The organism is Cycloclasticus pugetii PS-1 (genome assembly GCF_000384415.1).
Taxonomy (GTDB): domain Bacteria; phylum Pseudomonadota; class Gammaproteobacteria; order Methylococcales; family Cycloclasticaceae; genus Cycloclasticus; species Cycloclasticus pugetii.
The window spans coordinates 48,317-68,298 of record NZ_ARVU01000001.1; the positions used below are offsets into that span (position 1 = coordinate 48,317).

Consider the following 19,982-nt stretch of genomic DNA (forward strand, 5'->3'; position numbering starts at 1 on the left):
GCTAAAGCGTATAGTTGAAAAAAATGCTACCTTATAGGTAGCATTTTTTTTGCTTAAGTGTTTTAGGGAGGAGGCATGGTAAGTCGTTATAGTATTGTCATAATCGTATTACTCTGTGTTGGCTGCTCGGTTAACCCAGTAACCGGAGAGCGTGACTTTGTCTTAATGTCAGAGCAAGAAGAACTGGCCTTAGGTCGGCAGCATAGTCAGCAAGTAATGAAGGCATATCGTCGCTATGATGACCCAGAGCTTCAGCAGTATGTGCAATCGGTGGGTGATCGGGTTGCACGTGTTAGCCATCGACAAAGCTTAATTTACCGATTTACCTTATTAGATAGCACTCAAGTCAACGCTTTTGCATTACCCGGCGGCTATATTTATATTACTCGAGGTTTATTGGTGTACCTTAATAGTGAGGCTGAGTTGGCTGCCGTGTTGGGTCATGAATTAGGTCATGTCACAGCGAGACACTCTGTTCGTCAGCATAGCCTAGCAACGACAACAAATATCATTGGAAGCCTTATTGCGGCTGCATCTGGGGTGCAGGGGGCTGGACAATTAACGAATATGTTAGGCACGGGCATAGTCAGAGGTTATGGGCGTGAACACGAGTTAGAAGCGGACGGTTTAGGGGTTCAGTACCTGATTAATGCGGGGTATCGTGCCTCTGCCATGCGACAAGTCATCTCAACGTTAAAGAATCAAGAGTTGTTCGATAAAAAACTAGCTATTGAGCAAGGCCGTGAGCCACGAGCTTATCACGGTGTGTTTTCAACCCACCCCGATAATGATACCCGTTTGCAACAAGTGTTAAGTGGAGCAGGGGCTTCATCAGTTGTTTCAGGAACGACTGGTCAAGACACTACGTTTTTAAAAAAAATAGAGAGCTTAACATTTGGCGACAGCGAGAAAGATGGAATCATTCGTGGGCGTCACTTTTATCACCCTGAGATGAATTTTAAACTGACGTTTCCTAGTCAGTGGCTTATTTTGAACAAGCCGAACGCAATTGCTGCATCAACCCCTAACAACGATGCGTTGATGCAATTAACGTTAGAAGATTTAAATAAAAAAATAACCCCTAAGGAGTTTCTAAGAACTCGCTTAGGAATAACAAAAACACTCAGTGAAAAGCCTTTTTCAGTGGGTCAGTTAGCTGGCTATCAGGCGATAGTTAACGGTAAAACACCATATGGGCAAGGCAAGGTTCGAATAGCCGTGGTATTTGATGGCTTAAGGGCGTTTGTCTTTTTTGCGACAACAAAACGAGCTGATAGATTTGTAGAGGTTGATAAGCAAGTGCTTACGAGCATTAAAAGCTTTTCAAGGTTGAATGCTAAAGATAGAAAAGTCGCAAAAGAGTTAAAGGTGGTGTTAGTGAAGGTTGGCCAACATAATAAAAGTATAAAGCTGCTGGCTAAAAACTCGCCGATCACTCACCATGTAGAAGACCAACTGAGGCTTTTGAATGATCTTTTTCCGAATCGTGAGCCCAAACTAGGTGACCTGATTAAGATAGTTCGTTAAAATCATGAGTAAGTTTTCAAATTATTTTTAATGAGTGCATGTTTTTATTGCGCGTAAGTAGTGAGATAGCACTATTTATAGATAGGGAGTTATAGATGTCGTCAAAAAATTTAACGCTAACAGATAATACAACTGGGAAAAGTGTAGAGCTGCCATTACTTGAGGGTACGCTTGGTAATTCAACCATTGATGTTAAAGGGATACCGGGTGAACTAGGGTACTTCACACACGATCCTAGTTTTGGAACAACGGCAAGTTGTGAAAGTGAAATTACGTTTATTGATGGCGATAAAGGCGTGTTGTTGCATCGCGGCTACCCCATTGAGCAGTTGGCTGAAAATAGTAACTATATCGAGACAGCGTATTTGTTAATTCATGGTGAATTGCCAAATGCGGAAGAGTTTGCAACTTTCAGTAATATTATTCGCCGTCATACGATGATTAACGAGTCGTTGAAAAAGTTCTTTGATGGTTTTCGTCATGATGCTCATCCTATGTCTATGATGATGGGTGTGGTAGGGTCGTTAGCGGCTTTTTATCATGATGGTTTAAACATGAATGATGAAGAGCACTTGATGGTTTCGGCGCACAGGCTGATTTCTAAATTACCTACGATTGCTGCGGCTTGTTATAAGCACTCAATCGGTGAGCCAATTGTCTACCCGCGTAATGATTTAGATTATTGTGAAAACTTACTGTACATGATGTTTTCAGTCCCTTGTGAGGATTATGTCGTTAGCCCGATTGCAGCAAAAGCCCTGAATCTATTGTTTATTTTGCATGCTGACCATGAGCAAAATGCGAGTACTTCAACAGTTAGGTTGGTAGGCAGTACAGGTGCAAACCCATTTGCTTGTATTTCAGCGGGTATTGCAGCGTTATGGGGGCCTGCCCATGGTGGTGCTAATGAAGGGGTGCTGACAATGCTGGACGAAATTGGCAGTGTGGAAAATATTCCTAAATTCTTAGAAAAAGCCAAAGATAAGAATGACCCATTTAAACTCATGGGTTTTGGGCATCGTGTATATAAGAATTTTGATCCTAGAGCAACGATTATTAGAAAGGTATGCTACGAGGTGCTTGAAGAGACGGGCACGCAAGATCCGATGTTTGAATTAGCAATGAAGCTTGAAGAAATTGCATTGAAAGATGAGTATTTTGTTGAGCGTAAGTTGTATCCAAATGTTGATTTTTATTCGGGTGTTATTTATAAGGCACTTGGTATTCCTGTCAGTATGTTCACGGTGATGTTTGCACTTGCTAGAACATCTGGTTGGGTGTCACATTGGTTAGAAATGATGGCTGATCCAAAAGGTAGAATTGGTCGTCCACGTCAGCTATACAAAGGTTCTCCAAAACGTGATTATGTGTCACTGGATGAACGTTAATAGCCGTAACGTTTAATAATTGCTACAAAAAACGCACTTAAAAGTGCGTTTTTTTTGGTAGTTAGATCGCGTGTTTTAGAATAACTCTTCGATGGAGGGTTGTTTTCCTAGGGACGAGTTACTGAATTCATTATTTTTATTATCAGCTGGCGGTGTATTTTCTTCTCGGAAATATTCAAAAATAGCTTTTGGGTTTGAAGGGTTTGTTTTTAACCCTGTCTCAGAGTCAATTAATAATCCAACAATGCCATCGGGCTGTGAGAGGGGGATATTAGGTGTGTTTTTAAGTGCCTCCCTCATAAAGTCAATCCAAATAGGTAAGGCGGCGCGGCCACCTGTTTCTCTATTGCCTAATGGTTTGCCGTTATCAAGGCCAACCCAAGCAACGGCAACCAATGAAGGGTTGAATCCATTGAACCAAGCATCCCTTTGATCATTGGTCGTGCCCGTTTTACCTGCTAGGTCTGAGCGACCTAAAGAAAGGGCTTTTCTCCCGGTTCCTCGGTTGACAACATCCCTTAATAAAGAATTAATAAGAAAGTGAAGTTGTGGGGAAATAACACGAGGAGCTTTTCTAATAGGAGGTTCAACGATGGGGTCAATGGGTGTGTTGTTATCTAATAGCGTAGGCGTTATTAGCGGCGTTGTCACTGCTGAGTCGGCAAGTAGATTTTTGCTTTGTGGCGTTTCTTGCTTGTCGATGATGGCGACAGCTGGATTAGCTTGGAAGAGTATTTCGCCAGAGGCAGAAGTAATTTGTTGGATAAAATAAGGGCTTACACTGAAGCCGCCATTAGCAAAGACAGAATAAGCGGTTGCCATTTTGTATGGGTTAGCGCTACCGCTACCAAGGGACAAGGAGAGGTTGTTTGGTAGTGAAGAGGGGTTAAAGCCAAAACGTCCGGCAAAGTTTCGTACATATTTTGTGCCGATGTCCCGTAGAATTCTTATTGAGACTAGGTTTCTTGAGTGAATAAGCGCTTCACGTAAACGGGTAGGGCCAAAGAACTTGCCGCTATAATTTTCTGGTCGCCATTGCTGTTCGAGGCCTGCATCATCAAAAACGACAGGAGCATCATTAATCAACGTAGCCGTTGTATAGCCTTTAGATAGGGCAGCGGAGTATAAAATAGGTTTGAAGCCAGACCCCGGTTGGCGTTGAGATTGAAAGGCACGGTTAAATTTACTGGAGTAATAATCATAGCCCCCAACAAGAGAAGTGAGAGCACCATCGTTTGGGTTAATTGAAACGAGCGCGCCAGAAACGTTAGGCACTTGGGCAAGCTCAAAAATATCAGTATTAGGTTGCTGACGAACCCGGATAATATCACCAACAGCCAAAATTTCAGCGGCTGAGGTTGGCTTTTTGCCTTGCTTATTTTCGTTGATATATGGCCATGCCCATTTCAGGTTTTCCCAAGTAATTTCGACTAGTACTTTATCTGAGGTGATGGCAGTAACGCTCTTGTCCGTTAAAGCGGTCACAATGGCGGGTTCTGTTTCACCAATTTTTTTATACGATGATAAAGGACTTAAATCTAAGTCGTTGGTGTCGATATTATCTAAGTCAATATGGTCTAAAATACCGCGATACCCGTGGCGCCGATCATAGGCGTGTAAGGCCTTTCTAACGGCATGATTGGCAGCATTTTGGTGAGTGCTGTCGAGAGTGGTGATAACATGCATGCCGTTGGTATAAATTTCATCACCATATATTTCATAAACTTCATTGCGCACCATTTCTGCAACATAAGGTGCTTCAAGTTCCACAGAAGCAGAATGTAAGCGAGCGGTAATAGGTTCGGCAATGGCGGCATTAAACTCCGGTTGACTAATGTAGTTAAGACTTAGTAATCGGTTAAGAACATAGTTACGGCGAAGGAGCGCTCTGTCTGGGTTGGAGATTGGGTTGAAGGCGGAAGGTGCCTTTGGAAGCCCAGCAATCATTGCTTGCTGGGCTAAAGAGAGATCTGAAAGTGTTGAGTCATAATACACTTGAGCGGCTGCTGCTATACCGTACGAGCGATGGCCAAGGTAAATTTTATTTAGATAAAGCGTTAGAATGTCTTGTTTGCTTAGCTCTCTTTCAATAATAAAAGATAAGAGGATTTCACGTATTTTTCTCGAATACGTTTTTTTCTTCGTGAGAAAGAAATTTCTGGCGACCTGCATGGTAATGGTGCTGCCTCCTTGTTTCTTCTCGCCAGTTAATAGAAGCTGGCCTGTGGCACGCAGAAGCCCAATAAAATCGACACCTGAGTGTTGAAAGAAGTCTTTATCTTCAGCGGCAAGAAAGGCATTGATTTGGGTCGCTGGAATGTCTTCGTAACGTGTAGGAATGCGTTTTTTTTCACCAAATTTAGCAATGAGTAAGCCATCTCGGCTGTAGATGCTCATAGGGGTTTGGAGCTGGATATTTTTTAAGAGATTGACATCAGGGAGGTCAGGTATTATTGAAAACTTGATGTATAAACCGAGGGCACCAATAAAAATCACACCTATCAAAAAAATAGATATGCTGACTTTTTTAAAAAGTGATGAAGAGCTGTGCTGTTGATTCATTCCGTTTTTAGCTGCAAAAGTAGGGGGTGGATTAAGTAATGGTGTACTATTGTATTAGCATTATGAAGAAAATCACATTAACCGTGGCTTAATGGTTTTTTTTTAAAATGAAAACACATATATCTAAAAGTAAGGCTATACTCAAAGAAAACGTTGTTAGTTATTGATTTTATGCTTGATTTTGTTGTTTAGTTGTATTTAAATTATTGAGAGTTCTCTGTGTGGTCACAGGAACGACTAAAGAGAAGGAAAATACAGGATGTCTTTTTTCAAACGTAATAACCCTAATGTTTTGGGTATTGATGTCAGTTCATCAGCGATTAAGCTTATAGAGCTCAGTCGACATGGTTCACGTTACCGAGTGGAGAGCTATGGTGTTGCAGCGTTACCTGAAAATGCGGTTATTGATAATAACTTTGCAGACCTTGAGGCTATCGGAAATACGCTGTCTACCGTTATTGAGCGTTCAGGCACAAAATTAAAGCAAGCTGCGTTGTCGGTTTCTGGTTCCGCTGTTATCACCAAAATTGTTACTATCCCGAAACCTGAAAGTGATGAAGAACTCGAAGCGCAGGTTGAGATGATTGCTGATCAATACATTCCTTATGCTTTGGACGAGGTTAATCTGGATTTTAGTGTTATTGGTCCAAATGAAAAAAATGCAAGTTTAATAGATGTACAGCTGGCAGCGTCAAGGCGTGAAAATATAGACGATAGGGTGGCGGTATTAGATCTGGCCGGGTTGAAAGCCAAAATAGTGGATGTCGAAGCCTATGCGCTAGAAAATGCCTATGGGCTTTTACAAAGCGGACTACCCGACTATGGCCCCGAGGCAACGATTGCTATTGCTGATACAGGCTCTACGGTAACAACGCTTAATGTTATTCATAAAAATAAAGTCATCTACTCTCGAGAGCAGGGCTTTGGCGGTAAACAATTAACAGAAGAGATTCAACGTCGGTTCGGGCTTTCGTATGAAGAAGCTGGCATGGCCAAAAAACATGGCGGCTTGCCAGACAGTTATATAACAGAAGTGTTAGACCCCTTTAAAGAGGTCATGTGCCAACAAATTGGGCGTTCATTGCAGTTCTTTTTCTCTTCTAGCGCTCAACATAGCGTAGATCACATTATTCTTTCTGGGGGTACTTCATCTTTACTAGGGATTGATGCGTTGGTAGAGGAAAAACTAGGAACCCCTGCAACGGTAGCAAACCCATTTTCTGAGATGACATTGGCCGGGAAAGTAAAAGCTCAGGCGCTTAGTAATGATGCGCCCGCAATGATGATTGCAACGGGTCTTGCATTAAGGAGTTTTGATTAATGGCTAAAATTAACCTTCTTCCATGGCGCGAAGAACTGCGAAAGCAGCGCCAAATTGACTTTTTAATGTTTTTGGGTATGGGTGTATTGGCATCAATCATCTTGATGGCGACAGTGCACTTTTCGATTGAAGGGCTTATTGAAACTCAAAATAACCGTAATCGATTTATTCAAAATGAGATATCTGTTTTAGATAAAAAAATTAAGGAAATTGAAGCGTTAGATAAGACAAAAAGTAAGCTGCTGGCTCGGATGGAAGTCATACAACGTTTGCAAAGTAGCCGGCCTGAAATCGTACACATGTTTGATCAATTGGCAAAAACAGTGCCTGAAGGTGTGTACCTTACTAAATTTAACCAAAGCGGAAAAAAACTGGCCATCGAGGGTAATGCCCAATCGAACACAAGGGTCTCGGCTTATATGCGTAGTTTGGAGCAGTCGCCTTGGTTGAAAGGGACTGACTTGAATGTGATTCGCTCAAAAGGTGTTGATGCAAATAGTTTTACCCTGAAAGTTGCTCAGGCAAAAGTTGGGGAGCCCACGGAGGGAAAATAAATGAATTTAGATGAGATTAATTGGGATTTTAATGAGGCGGGTAATTGGCCCACCGCTATTAAAATAGGGGCTATTGTTTTAGTAAGTGTTATTTTGCTCGGTGCTTGGGTTTATTTTGACACGCTTGATCAGTGGGATGACTTAAAGAAAGTAGAGCAAAAAGAAACGGCCTTAAAGAAAACGTTTGAGCGAAAACAAGCAAAAGCTGTCAACCTAGATGCCTATAAGCAACAACTTAGTGATATGCAGGAGCAGTTCGGTGCAATGTTGCAGCAGTTACCTAATAAAACACAAATAGCCGATTTATTGGTTGATGTTTCCCAAGCAGGCTTAGCAAGTGGTTTGGAGTTTAGCTTATTTCAACCGTCGGGCGAAAAAAGAAAAGATTTTTATGCTGAAAAGCCGATTAAATTAACCGTAGTGGGAAGTTATCACGAGTTTGGAGAGTTTGTTAGTAATTTAGCAGCCTTACCACGTATTGTAACGTTACATAATGTGTCACTAACACCGGCTGGAAAAGGTGGGCAGATGACAATGAATGCAACTGCAAAAACTTATCGTTACTTAGATGAGGATGATAAATGATGGCTCGCTTAAAGCTAAATAAACTGCTGATTCTTATCATGTTGACGCTATTGATGGGGGGCTGTGTTAGCGAGGAATTTGATGATTTAAAAGCCTATATTTCACAAGTAAAGTCTAAACCAGCAACGCCAATTGAGCCGATGCCTGTTATCAAGTCGTATGAGTCGTATAGTTATGTTGCTGATGGCTTGCGTAACCCCTTTGAAAAACTTGATGAGCCTCAGGCTATTGAGAAAATGATGAATGTAGAAGGGCCTGGACCTGATTTGGAAAGAGAAAAAGAGGAACTGGAAGCTTACCCGCTAGATACATTAAGGATGGTTGGTACGCTGTCTAAAGATAATGAACAGTGGGCCCTTGTAAAGGCAAATGATGGAGTTATACACCGCGTTCAGGCAGGTAATTATTTAGGTCAAAACTTCGGCAAAATTATAAGAATACAAGATCAACAAATTGATCTTGCAGAATGGGTAGCTACAACAGCTGGTAAGTGGCGCGAAAGAGAAGCTTCTTTGGCTCTTGTTGAATAAAGAAGAGAATATTGATAATGAAACATGTAAATAAGGGAAAATTCATGCACAAGTCAAATGCAAGTGGATGGGACATAGCAAAGCAAAAAGCTCGGCTAATAAAAGGAATGTTTGCTATGGCATGTTGGGCTTCGATGTCAATGATGCCTGCGCAAGCAGCCATTCTGAAGGATATTCAATTTTCCGGTTTGCCTGGGAATAAAGTGCAGCTTGAACTATCGTTGGATTCTGCGCCAGATCAGTTGAAAAGTTTTAGTACTGATAACCCAGCTAGAATAGCCATCGACCTTATGGGGGTAAGTAATGGTGTTGGTAAAACAACTATTCCAATTAATATCGGTAAAGCCATCAGCGTTAGAGCGTTAGAGGCAGGTGGTAGAACACGAGTTGTGCTTAACCTTAATGATGCTGCGCCTTATGCAACAAAAATAGAGGGGCAGAGTGTCTTTATAACGTTAGGTAATGTGACCAGTGCTCCTGTGATTAGCAGTCCTAGTGCAACAACAGCACCAGCAAAAGCGGCAGATAAATTAGTTAGTGCAGTGGATTTCAGGCGCGGTGAAGAAGGTGAAGGGCGTGTTTTAGTGAGCCTTACAAATACCTCTTCGGTTGTAGATGTTAAGCAGGAAGGTGGTAAAGTCATTGTAGATATTAAAGACACTTCGCTACCCCCAGAGCTTGCTAATAGATTAGATGTATTAGATTTTGCAACACCTGTAAAAACTATTGATGTGATGCCATCTGGTAATGATACAAAGTTATCAATTGCAGCAATTGGCCACTACGAATTTTTGTCATATCAGATGGATGAATTGTTAACGGTTGAATTCAAACCATTAACAAAACAAGAGCAAGAAGAATTGGTAGCTGATAAATTTCCGTATACAGGTGAAAAGTTATCTCTAAACTTTCAAAGCATAGAAGTTCGATCTGTATTGCAACTGCTTGCCGATTTCACAGATATGAATTTAGTGGCTAGTGATTCTGTCGGTGGCAGCGTGACTTTGCGATTGAATAATGTTCCATGGGATCAGGCATTAGACATTATTCTTAAAAGCAAAGGTTTGGCGAAGCGGATTACGGGCAATGTGATGATGGTTGGCCCACAAGCAGAGGTCGCGGCTCAAGAGAAATTAGAGCTTGAAGCCAAAAAGCAAGTGGTGGAATTGTCGCCATTATTAACGGAGTTTTTTGAGGTTAGTTATGCCAAGGCTTCTGACTTGGTGACAATTTTAAAATCTACAGGCGGGCGTAGTGGAAATACTAATTCAAATACAAAGTTAATTTCCAATAGAGGTGGGGTTTCAGTTGACCAAAGAACTAATACTTTGTTGGTTCAAGAAACCGCTGAAAAATTGGTTGAAATTCGTAGAATTATTGAGCGTTTAGATCGCCCAGTGCGACAAGTGATGATTGAGTCGCGAATTGTGATTGCGAATGATGACTTTACACGTGACTTAGGTGTCAGGTTCGGTTTGTCTGGCATAACGGGTGGTGGCGTTGCTACAGGGGATTCAACAACAGTCGTGGGTGGAGCATTAGAAAATGGAATAACGGTTGGAGCCGGAAATATTTTTGATGTTGGTGGCAGCGAAGGTTTGATGGTTGATTTGCCAGCGGCCAGTCCAGCGGGTGCGATACAGTTTATAATGGGTAAAATTGGAAGCTCTTTATTACAATTAGAACTGTCAGCGTTACAAACAGAAGCAAAAGGTGAAGTTATTTCAAGCCCCCGTGTTATTACGTCTGATCAAATTGAGGCTGAAATCAGTCAAGGTGTTGAAATTCCATTTCAAGAGGCATCCTCTTCAGGCGCTACTTCAACGAGTTTTGAAGAGGCAGAGTTAAAGTTATCGGTGACGCCAAGAATTACACCAGATGACCGAATTAACTTAGAGTTAAATATAACGAAGGACTCGCCAGATTTCTCAAATGTTCAACCGGGTGGTGTGCCAATTAATACACAGGAAGTAGATACGACAGTACTGGTAAATAATGGCGATACAGTTGTCTTAGGGGGTATCTATGAGCGTTCGAAAGATCACAGTGTTCGTAAAGTTCCTTTCTTTGGAGATTTGCCAGGTGTTGGGGTGTTATTTAAGAAAGACTTTAAGCAAGATAATAACAGAGAGCTTTTATTCTTCATTACACCTAAAATATTAAAAGATAATTTAGCGGTTAATTAAAAACGATAGATTGATAAAAAAACGGGGCTAAGCCCCGTTTTTTTATGTGCTTGTACTTGTTGTAAGCAATACATTGCACGCGCTATGAAATGCTCGTGATATAGTTCTAGCAAATTTCAGAATAAGATAAAGTTCATGCCAGAAAAAAATAATATCTATCTTGTGGGCCCAATGGCAGCCGGCAAATCAACGATTGGTAAACTGTTAGCGCGGCGTTTAAATAAAGCATTTTATGATACAGATGCAGAAATTATTAAATGTACAGGGGTAGAAATATCCTTAATTTTTGAGCTTGAAGGGGAAGAAGGTTTTAGGTCTAGAGAAACCGATAAACTTAAGTTACTGTCGGTATTGGATGGCGCTATCATTGCAACAGGTGGTGGTATTGTCTTAAGCGAAGAAAATCGTAAAGTGTTAACGGAAACAGGCTGGGTTATATACTTACAATGTTCTGTTGAGCAGCAGTTAAGCCGAACAAAATTTGATACAAAAAGGCCTTTATTGCAAATTGACAACCCACGGAAGAAGCTGGAAGAATTAATGCGACTTAGAGCGCCGATTTATGAATCAATTGCAGACATCGTTGTTAGCACAAACAAAACAAGTAGTAAGAAAGTAATCTTAAGTATTCTTGAGCAACTAAAGAAAAAATGAATAATAAATTAGAGATATTGAATGTTGACCTTGGTGATAGAAGCTACCCTATTTACATCGGTGAGGGTTTATTAACGCAGCCAGCATTCGTTGAAAAGCACATTGTCTCTAACCAAGTATTGATTGTCACGAATGAAACGATTGCACCAATGTATTTAAGCCAGTTGGTCGATCAGCTGCCAGTAGGTGTAGACGTTAGAACCGCTATTCTGCCAGATGGTGAACGGTTTAAAACGCTAGAGTACCTAAATAAAATATTTGATTCATTATTAGAAAACACATGTAACCGGCAAGTCACATTGATCGCTTTGGGTGGTGGTGTGATTGGAGATATGACAGGCTTTGCAGCTGCAAGTTATCAAAGAGGAGTTGGTTTTATTCAGCTCCCGACTACTTTGTTATCTCAGGTTGATTCCTCTGTGGGTGGAAAAACAGGGGTCAATCATCGTTTGGGTAAAAATATGATTGGGGCGTTTTATCAGCCTAAAGCTGTTTTGATCGATACGACAGTGCTCTCAACATTGCCAGCCAAAGAACTAAGTGCCGGTTTGGCAGAAGTCATAAAATATGGTGCGATAAATGATATGGATTTTTTTGTCTGGCTGGAAAAAAATATAGAGTATTTATTAGCACAAAAAGCGGACGCATTAATTTATGCAATTAAAAGATCGTGTGAGAAAAAAGCTGAGATCGTCGAGAAGGATGAGAAAGAGTCTGGAATACGCGCAACACTTAATTTTGGGCATACATTTGGGCACGCCATCGAGACTCATATGGGGTATGGTGAATGGTTACATGGCGAGGCGGTAGCCGCTGGAATGTGTTTAGCAGCAGAATTATCTGTGGAGTTGGGTTGGATGAGCTCTTATGAGGCTGTCCGGATAAAGGCCTTATGTATAAAAGCTAACTTGCCAGTAAAAGCACCTGAAGAAATGGACGGTGCCGATTTTATAAAGCATATGAAAGTCGATAAAAAGAACACCTCAGGTTCTATTCGACTAGTGCTGCTAAAAAACCTTGGTGAAGCCGTTATTTATGACTGCACTGATGAGTCGTTAATTAAAAAAGTGATTGACGGAAAAGACAGAGATGTCTCTTAATCGCCTAAATGAAGAGGTGGGGCTGGAGGAGTTTTTCCCAGCAGAAAGGCAGCAGCGGCTTGATCTAATACTTCACCTTATTCCAAATACAAGGCAAGCTATTTTATTAAGAGGGCCAGAACAATCAGGGAAGTCTTTTTTTCTTAGGCAATTTGACAAACAAAGGGATAAGCGTTGGCAGTTTTGCTTAATACCAGCGAAATCGCTAATGGATACAACATCTCCATTGGAGGTATTAACTCAAGCTTTTGATGAATTGGAAGGCAATAACAAACAGCTTCTTGTGCGATTGGCAGCTGCGTCAAAAGCAGAAAAAAAAGTCATTATCTGTATTGAAGATACACATCAATTAGGCGAGGCGCAGTTCGATTTTTTGTTTAAATTGGCAGACAGCTATGATTGTTTGCAAGTTTTATTAAGCTCTGCGGATAATCTAGGAGAGGCCATTGAGTCGCGTTGCCAGTTGATTGACCTAGAGCCATTTACACAACGGCAGACAACAGAGTATGCGCGAAAGATAATACAAAAAAACAATCCAGGCCTGACTAATTTGGTAGGCCTAGATGAAGTGGTGTTATTTATTGAAACAGGTGGTTTGCCAGGGCGAATAAATGATGTCTTAGCGCAAATGAGCACCTCAGCTATGGGGCATGAAAAGCCTACACTTGTGAAATCAGGATCCGTAATAGGGTTAATAGCACTAGCTATTTTATTGCTGGGTGTTTCAGTTTTTATCTTTTACCCTCAAGAAGAAAGTGAGGAAGTGCCTTCTACTGTTGTGCAGGCTCAGTCGGCAGGGCGGATACATAACCAAAAGCTAGAAACTCCAGCTAAAACAGCGATTACTGAGCAGCCAAGAGTAAGCGGCTTTAGCGAGATAAAAGAGTTCAAAACGCCTTCTTCAATGTTAGACGCTCCTTTAGAGACGGCGAGTAAAACAAAGGTGAGTGGCCTGAGAAATACAGATGAAAAGGTAGGGGCCGTTAAGGTAGAGAGGAGCGTTAATACTCAAACGGTGGTTCTAGCTAACATCAAAGCAGAGGAGTCAGGTAGCGATAGCAAGGAGGTCGTATCTATAAAAGAAAATAGTAATCCTAGCGCCAAAGCACCCGCAGCATTAACAGCTATTCAGTTGAATCACCAATGGCTTGAAAGTAGAGATAAAAAACATTTCACTTTGCAATTGTTGGGTGTGTCTACAGAAGAGTCTGCAAAAAAGTTTATTCTTAAACATAACACCCTTAAACCATTATATTTTTTTCAACATAAAAGAAATGCTGGGCAATGGTTTGTGGTCATCTATGGTGATTTTGAAAATAAAAAGCTAGCAGAAGAAAAAGCGAATAAGATGCCGGCTTCTTTGACGGCATTAAAACCTTGGGTTCGTACGTTTGACGCCGTTCAAAGAGATGTTCTAGTTAAAGAGTGAACTAGGTGCTAAAAAGCTGACATTTAGTTAAGCGTGTGTCGCGTAGGTCTTGAGAGTGTGGTATTTGTTAATAGATATGCTCTTCAAAATTGAAAATAATCTATCTGATTGGTATAATTATTAGCCGACTTGCGTAAGTAAGTTGTCTATTCAATAACTAAGCACATAAGGTTAACCGAGTGAAACATACCTCAATCCCTCAAGCGGGTTTATATGACCCTGCGTTTGAAAAAGACAGCTGCGGATTTGGACTCATTGCGCACATTGATAACAAACCGAGCCACTGGCTGATTAAGACGTCCATCGATTCGTTAGCTCGATTGACCCACCGTGGCGCCATCGCAGCAGACGGCAAGTCAGGTGATGGCTGTGGTTTGCTCCTTAAAACGCCAGAAAAATTCTTTCGTGCAAAAGCACAAGAGCTTGGCGCGACACCGACTGAATTGTTCGCTGTTGGCATGGTCTTTTTAAGCCAAGATGCGTCTAAGGCTGAGCAAGCAAAACTAATCCTTAAAGAAGAAATAGAAAAAGAAGGGCTCACTGTTATTGCCTGGCGAACTGTGCCAACCAATACAGAAGCATGTGGTGAACAAGCCTTAGCAACATTGCCTTGTATTGAGCAGGTATTTGTCAATGCCAAAGAGGGAATGAATAATGCAGCAATGGATTGTTGCCTATATATTGCAAGACGTCGTGCTGAAAAGCGGATAGAACAAAACGACGAGATGTTTTATGTGGCGAGTTTGGCTTCAAATGTCATTTCTTACAAAGGCTTGGTAATGCCAGAGTTTTTACCGGTTTTTTACCCAGACTTAAATAATCCAGAACTGGAAAGTTCACAATGTGTTTTCCATCAGCGATTTGCAACCAACACATTTCCACAATGGCGTCTAGCTCAACCGTTTAGGTTTCTGGCACATAATGGTGAAATTAATACTATTCGCGGTAACAGAAGCTGGGCGCAAGCACGTAGCTATACGTTTGAAACGCCTTTAATACCTAATATGGATGATATTCGACCTTGGGTTTCGTCCGTAGGCTCAGACTCAAATAGTCTGGATAATATGGTGGATGGTCTGATTGCTGGCGGCATGGATATTTTCCGTGTTATGCGCCTGCTTGTCCCACCAGCATGGCAAAATGTTCACACTATGGATCCTGAACTGCGTGCTTTCTATGAATATTCATCGATGCATATGGAGCCTTGGGATGGCCCTGCAGCCATTGTGCTGACAGATGGTCGTCATGTAGCGTGTTGTCTCGATCGAAATGGCCTACGCCCTGCTCGTTATGTGATTACTAAGGACCGTCATATCACCCTGGCATCTGAGGTGGGCGTGTATGATTATAAGCCAGAAGACGTTGTGCAAAAAGGTCGCTTAAAACCGGGCGAAATGTTAGCTGTGGATACAGAAAAAGGCGAACTGATTACACCGAAGGAAATTGATGACCGTTTAAAGGCTCGTCAACCGTACAAAGCATGGTTAGCTGAGCACACTAAAAAACTATGTACAGAAAGAGATGATGATCCGCTGACTTTGGCGCCATTAGATAAAGCAACTTTACAGGTGCATGAAAAACAGTACCAGTTGACTTTTGAAGAGCGAGATCAAGTACTTAAAGTGTTGGCAGAAGCAGGCCAAGAAGCAATTGGTTCAATGGGTGATGACATCCCCATGCCTGTTTTATCAACTAAAATTCGTAGCTTGTATGATTATTTTAGACAGCAGTTTGCACAAGTAACGAACCCGCCTATTGACCCTTTGCGTGAGCAAGTGGTTATGTCATTGATGACAAGCTTTGGTCGGGAAAAAAATCTATTTGAAGAGTCGGCCGAACATGCGCACCGCTTAGAAGTGGGTTCACCGGTCTTATCAGCATCAAAATTTGATGCACTGCTGTCAATGACAGATTCGTCATATAAAAGCGCGGTTATAAGTTTGCAATATGACTTGTCTGTGTTTAATTTAGAAAGTGCTATTCAGCATATATGTCAGCAAGCTGAGGAAAAAGTTCGTGAAGGTAATGTTGTTATTGTCTTAAGTGACAGAGGGTTAGCAGCGGGCTTTTTACCAGTACATGCCTTATTAGCGACGGGTGCTGTACATCATCATTTGGTCAACGTTGGTTTGCGTTGCCAGTCAAATATTGTTGTTGAGTCGGCTACGGTCCGAGATCCACACCAGTTTGCAACGCTTATTGGTTACGGTGCAACGGCTGTTTGTCCATATCTTGCCTATGAAACGCTGAACGACATGCTGGAAACGGGCGATATAACTGGTATTGAAGAAGATGTGTTGGCTCAGAATTACCGTAAGGGTATCAATAAAGGGCTGTACAAAATACTATCTAAAATGGGTATTTCAACAATTGCTAGCTATCGTGGCTCGCAGTTATTTGAAATTGTTGGGCTGCAATCGGCAGTTGTTGATACCTGTTTCAAAGGAACCACCAGCCGCATTGAAGGGGTTGGTTTTGAAACGCTAGAAAATGAGCAAAAACAACTCTCTAAAGTAGCTTGGAACCCACGAAAAAGTACTGAACAAGGCGGTTTGTTGAAATATGTTCATGGGGGGGAGTATCACGCTTATAACCCAGATGTTGTCAACTCTTTACAACAAGCGGTCCGTTCAGGTGATATTAGTAAATACCGTCTGTATGCTGATGAGGTGAATCACCGTGCACCTGCCTCCATTCGCGATATGTTTAGCTTGAAGTTAGATGAGAAAAAAGCTATTTCTATCGATGAAGTAGAGCCCGCAGAAGGCTTGTATACACGTTTTGATACAGCTGCAATGTCATTGGGTGCGTTGTCACCTGAGGCGCACGAAACATTAGCTATTGCAATGAATCGTTTGGGTGGCCGTTCAAATTCTGGTGAAGGGGGTGAAGACCCTGCAAGATTTGGCACTGAAAAGCTGTCAAGAATAAAACAAATTGCATCAGGGCGCTTTGGTGTAACACCACATTATTTAGTTAATGCCGATGTCCTGCAAATTAAGGTTGCTCAAGGTGCTAAGCCAGGCGAAGGTGGGCAGTTGCCGGGGGATAAAGTTAATAAAATGATTGCAACGCTGCGCTACTCTAAGCCAGGCGTTTCACTTATTTCACCACCACCACACCACGATATTTATTCAATTGAAGATTTGGCTCAGCTTATTTTTGATTTGAAACAAGTGAACCCAGAAGCCCTTGTGTCGGTTAAATTGGTTTCAGAAGCGGGTGTTGGAACGATCGCCGCGGGTGTTGCTAAATGCTATGCCGATTTAATTACGATTGCGGGTTATGACGGCGGTACAGGTGCCAGCCCACTAACCTCAGTACGTTATGCTGGAGCACCGTGGGAGTTAGGATTAACTGAAACGCATCAAACATTGCTTGCAAATGATCTAAGAGACAAAGTTCGTCTGCAAACAGATGGGGGGCTAAAAACTGGTCTAGATGTTATTAAAGCGGCTATCTTAGGTGCCGAAAGCTTTGGTTTTGGTACGGGCCCAATGGTTGCTATGGGGTGTAAATACCTTCGTATTTGTCATCTAAATAACTGTGCGACAGGCATTGCGACACAAGATAATGTACTTCGCATGAAGCATTATCACGGAGAAGTAGAGTATGTGATGAACTACTTCCGCTTCCTTGCTCAAGAGGTGCGCGAATGGTTAGCGAAACTGGGCTTTAAAAAACTTGAAGACATCATTGGCCGAACAGATTTGCTTGAGCAAATTGAGGGACTAACAGATAAGCAAAGTGGCTTAAAACTACAGCCTATCTTGGATTATATTCCGGGCAATGAAACGAAAGCACAGCACTGCATTACGCCACAAAATGATCCGTTTGACGATGCCGCATTTGCTGAAGGAATAGTGGTAGATGTGCTGCCAGCAATCGAAGCAAAAGCGGGTGGTTCGTTTAGATATACGATTAGTAATATTCACCGGTCTATTGGTGCTCGCGTATCAGGTGAAATCGCGAAACGTTATGGCAATAATGGTATGAACGATGCCCCTATTGATATTCACTTTAGCGGTTCAGCAGGCCAAAGTTTTGGTGTGTGGAATGCGGGTGGTCTAAATATGACACTTGAAGGCGATGCGAATGATTATGTTGGTAAAGGTATGGCCGGTGGTAAACTGGTTCTAAAAGCACCAGCAAATAGCATGTTCGATAGTCATGATTCAACCATCATGGGTAACACCTGCTTATATGGCGCTACCAATGGTAAATTATTTGCAGCTGGCCTAGCAGGAGAGCGTTTTGCTGTTAGAAACTCTGGCGCAATAGCGGTTGTTGAAGGCATTGGAGACCATGGTTGTGAATACATGACAGGTGGTGTTATTGCTGTCTTAGGAGAGGCCGGCATTAACTTCGGGGCAGGAATGACGGGTGGCTTTGCATTTGTATTGGATGAGTCACGTACGTTTGTCGACAGATATAACCATGAATTGGTAGATATTCATCGTGTGTATACAGAGTCAATGGATGCACATTGTGGCTATTTACGCCGTTTAATAGAAGAGTTTACAGTCGAAACAGGCAGTAAAAGAGGTCAAGATATACTTGATAATTTTGCTGATTATATACAACACTTCTGGCTGGTTGCACCTAAAGCGGCTGACGTTAAATCGCTATTAGATTCAATAACCTCATAAGAAGTTTAACGTAGAGAAACACAGATAAAATGGCTAATAATTTTCAATTTGTTGACGTACCTCGCATTGACCCAATAAAGGTGCCTGCGAATCAAAGAAAACAAGAGTTTAAAGAGATTTATGGTGAGTTAGATGCAGAGCAAGCAGCCGATCAAGCTGATCGTTGCCTACACTGTGGAAACCCATATTGTGAATGGAAATGCCCCGTGCATAATTACATTCCAAATTGGCTTAAACTGATTTCAGAAGGTAAGGTTATTGAAGCAGCCGAGTTGTCGCATAAAACTAATTCATTGCCGGAAATTTGTGGACGCATTTGCCCACAAGATAGGTTGTGTGAAGGCTCCTGTACGCTAAACGATGAATTTGGTGCTGTTACTATTGGCTCTATTGAAAAATATATTTCTGATGAGGCTTTCAAACAAGGCTGGCGTCCAGACCTATCAACGGTCAAACAGACGGGTAAACGCGTAGCGATTATTGGTGCAGGACCGGCCGGTTTAGGGTGTGCCGATATTCTTGCTCGTAATGGTGTAAAGCCAGTGGTTTATGACCGTTACCCTGAAGTAGGCGGACTATTAACTTTTGGGATACCTCCGTTCAAATTAGAAAAAAGCGTGGTGAAAAACCGTCGTGAAATTCTAGAAGGTATGGGTGTTGAATTTATATTAGAGACAGAAATTGGCAAAGATGTGCCATTTCAGCAATTACTAGACGAGTACGATGCTGTTTTCCTAGGGATGGGTACTTATAAATTTATGAAAGGTGGTTTTCCGGGTGAAAACTTAGAGGGCGTGCATGAGGCGCTTCCATTCTTAGTGTCTAATATCAACCGCTTGATGGACTTAGAAGGCGTTAATACCATCATGGGCGATGAGTTCATCGACATGAAAGGGAAACGAGTTGTGGTGCTCGGTGGTGGAGATACGGCGATGGATTGTAACCGTACAAGCATTCGTCAAAATGCACAAGAAGTGACTTGTGTTTACCGTCGTGATGAAGAAAATATGCCGGGCTCTCGTCGTGAAGTAGCAAACGCAAAAGAAGAAGGTGTTAACTTTCTTTGGAATCGTCAACCGGTAGAAATTATTGGTAAGGACAAGGTTGAAGGCATTAAATTAGTGACCACCGAGTTAGGTGAGCCAGATGCACGCGGCCGACGTAGCCCTGTTGTAATACCAGGCACGGAAGAAATCGTACCGGCTGATAGTATTATTGTGGCTTTTGGTTTTCAGCCAAGTCCAATGCCATGGTTTGCAGATTTTGGTATAGATCTTGATGAGCGTGGCCGTGTGATAGCACCAGAGCATAATGAATTTGGTTATCAGACCACCAATGAAAAAGTATTTGCTGGCGGCGATATGGTTAGGGGGTCGGATCTTGTTGTTACGGCTGTTTACGAAGGTCGTGAGGCCGCCCAAGGCATCCTTGATTACTTAAACATATAGTCTTCATTACCCTATTTTAGCAACGCCAATACACGGCTTTTACACTTAA

Annotated in this window: 13 protein-coding genes; 12 read left to right on the forward strand and 1 reads right to left on the reverse strand. The window is 41.9% G+C overall.

Annotated elements, in window-relative coordinates:
* Window positions 1-75: 75 nt before the first annotated feature.
* A complete protein-coding gene (locus CYCPU_RS0100245) occupies window positions 76-1,527 on the forward strand; it encodes a M48 family metalloprotease (RefSeq protein ID WP_020161604.1) in 1,452 nt (483 codons plus the stop codon).
* 95 nt (window positions 1,528-1,622) lie between these two features.
* Entirely contained in the window at window positions 1,623-2,915 is a 1,293-nt protein-coding gene (locus tag CYCPU_RS0100250) for a citrate synthase (protein ID WP_015004863.1), read from the forward strand.
* 75 nt (window positions 2,916-2,990) lie between these two features.
* Here CYCPU_RS0100250 and CYCPU_RS0100255 read toward each other — a convergent pair whose 3' ends face one another.
* Window positions 2,991-5,312 carry a penicillin-binding protein 1A gene (locus CYCPU_RS0100255; RefSeq protein WP_198003959.1) on the reverse strand — a complete coding sequence of 774 codons (2,322 nt, stop codon included), beginning with the start codon at window positions 5,310-5,312 and terminating at the stop codon, window positions 2,991-2,993.
* A gap of 424 nt (window positions 5,313-5,736) precedes the next feature.
* Between CYCPU_RS0100255 and CYCPU_RS0100260 the strand changes: the two genes are divergently transcribed.
* From CYCPU_RS0100260 to CYCPU_RS0100305, 10 genes are all read left to right on the forward strand, one after another.
* On the forward strand, window positions 5,737-6,798 hold the full coding sequence (locus CYCPU_RS0100260) for a pilus assembly protein PilM (protein ID WP_020161606.1): 1,062 nt from the start codon (window positions 5,737-5,739) through the stop codon (window positions 6,796-6,798).
* Entirely contained in the window at window positions 6,798-7,352 is a 555-nt protein-coding gene (locus CYCPU_RS0100265; protein ID WP_015004866.1) for a PilN domain-containing protein, read from the forward strand. The genes CYCPU_RS0100260 and CYCPU_RS0100265 overlap by 1 nt, the downstream gene beginning before the upstream one ends.
* The gene (locus CYCPU_RS0100270) at window positions 7,353-7,937 is read left to right on the forward strand and encodes a type IV pilus inner membrane component PilO (protein WP_016390274.1); all 585 of its coding nucleotides are present in this window, start codon (window positions 7,353-7,355) and stop codon (window positions 7,935-7,937) included.
* On the forward strand, window positions 7,934-8,467 hold the full coding sequence (locus CYCPU_RS0100275) for a pilus assembly protein PilP (protein ID WP_020161607.1): 534 nt from the start codon (window positions 7,934-7,936) through the stop codon (window positions 8,465-8,467). The genes CYCPU_RS0100270 and CYCPU_RS0100275 overlap by 4 nt, the downstream gene beginning before the upstream one ends.
* A gap of 44 nt (window positions 8,468-8,511) precedes the next feature.
* The gene (gene pilQ / locus CYCPU_RS0100280) at window positions 8,512-10,653 is read left to right on the forward strand and encodes a type IV pilus secretin PilQ (RefSeq protein WP_020161608.1); all 2,142 of its coding nucleotides are present in this window, start codon (window positions 8,512-8,514) and stop codon (window positions 10,651-10,653) included.
* 135 nt (window positions 10,654-10,788) lie between these two features.
* The gene (gene aroK / locus CYCPU_RS0100285; RefSeq protein WP_016390277.1) at window positions 10,789-11,307 is read left to right on the forward strand and encodes a shikimate kinase AroK; all 519 of its coding nucleotides are present in this window, start codon (window positions 10,789-10,791) and stop codon (window positions 11,305-11,307) included.
* The gene (aroB, locus tag CYCPU_RS0100290; protein ID WP_020161609.1) at window positions 11,304-12,407 is read left to right on the forward strand and encodes a 3-dehydroquinate synthase; all 1,104 of its coding nucleotides are present in this window, start codon (window positions 11,304-11,306) and stop codon (window positions 12,405-12,407) included. The genes aroK and aroB overlap by 4 nt, the downstream gene beginning before the upstream one ends.
* Complete coding sequence (locus CYCPU_RS0100295; RefSeq protein WP_020161610.1) at window positions 12,397-13,836, forward strand: SPOR domain-containing protein; 1,440 nt, start codon at window positions 12,397-12,399, stop codon at window positions 13,834-13,836. The genes aroB and CYCPU_RS0100295 overlap by 11 nt, the downstream gene beginning before the upstream one ends.
* Window positions 13,837-14,015: 179 nt before the next feature.
* Window positions 14,016-18,485, forward strand: coding sequence for a glutamate synthase large subunit (gene gltB / locus CYCPU_RS0100300; protein ID WP_016390280.1), 4,470 nt, complete (start codon window positions 14,016-14,018; stop codon window positions 18,483-18,485).
* Window positions 18,486-18,514: 29 nt separating this feature from the next.
* Window positions 18,515-19,933 carry a glutamate synthase small subunit GltD family protein gene (locus tag CYCPU_RS0100305; protein WP_015004874.1) on the forward strand — a complete coding sequence of 473 codons (1,419 nt, stop codon included), beginning with the start codon at window positions 18,515-18,517 and terminating at the stop codon, window positions 19,931-19,933.
* The last annotated feature ends 49 nt before the right edge of the window (window positions 19,934-19,982 follow it).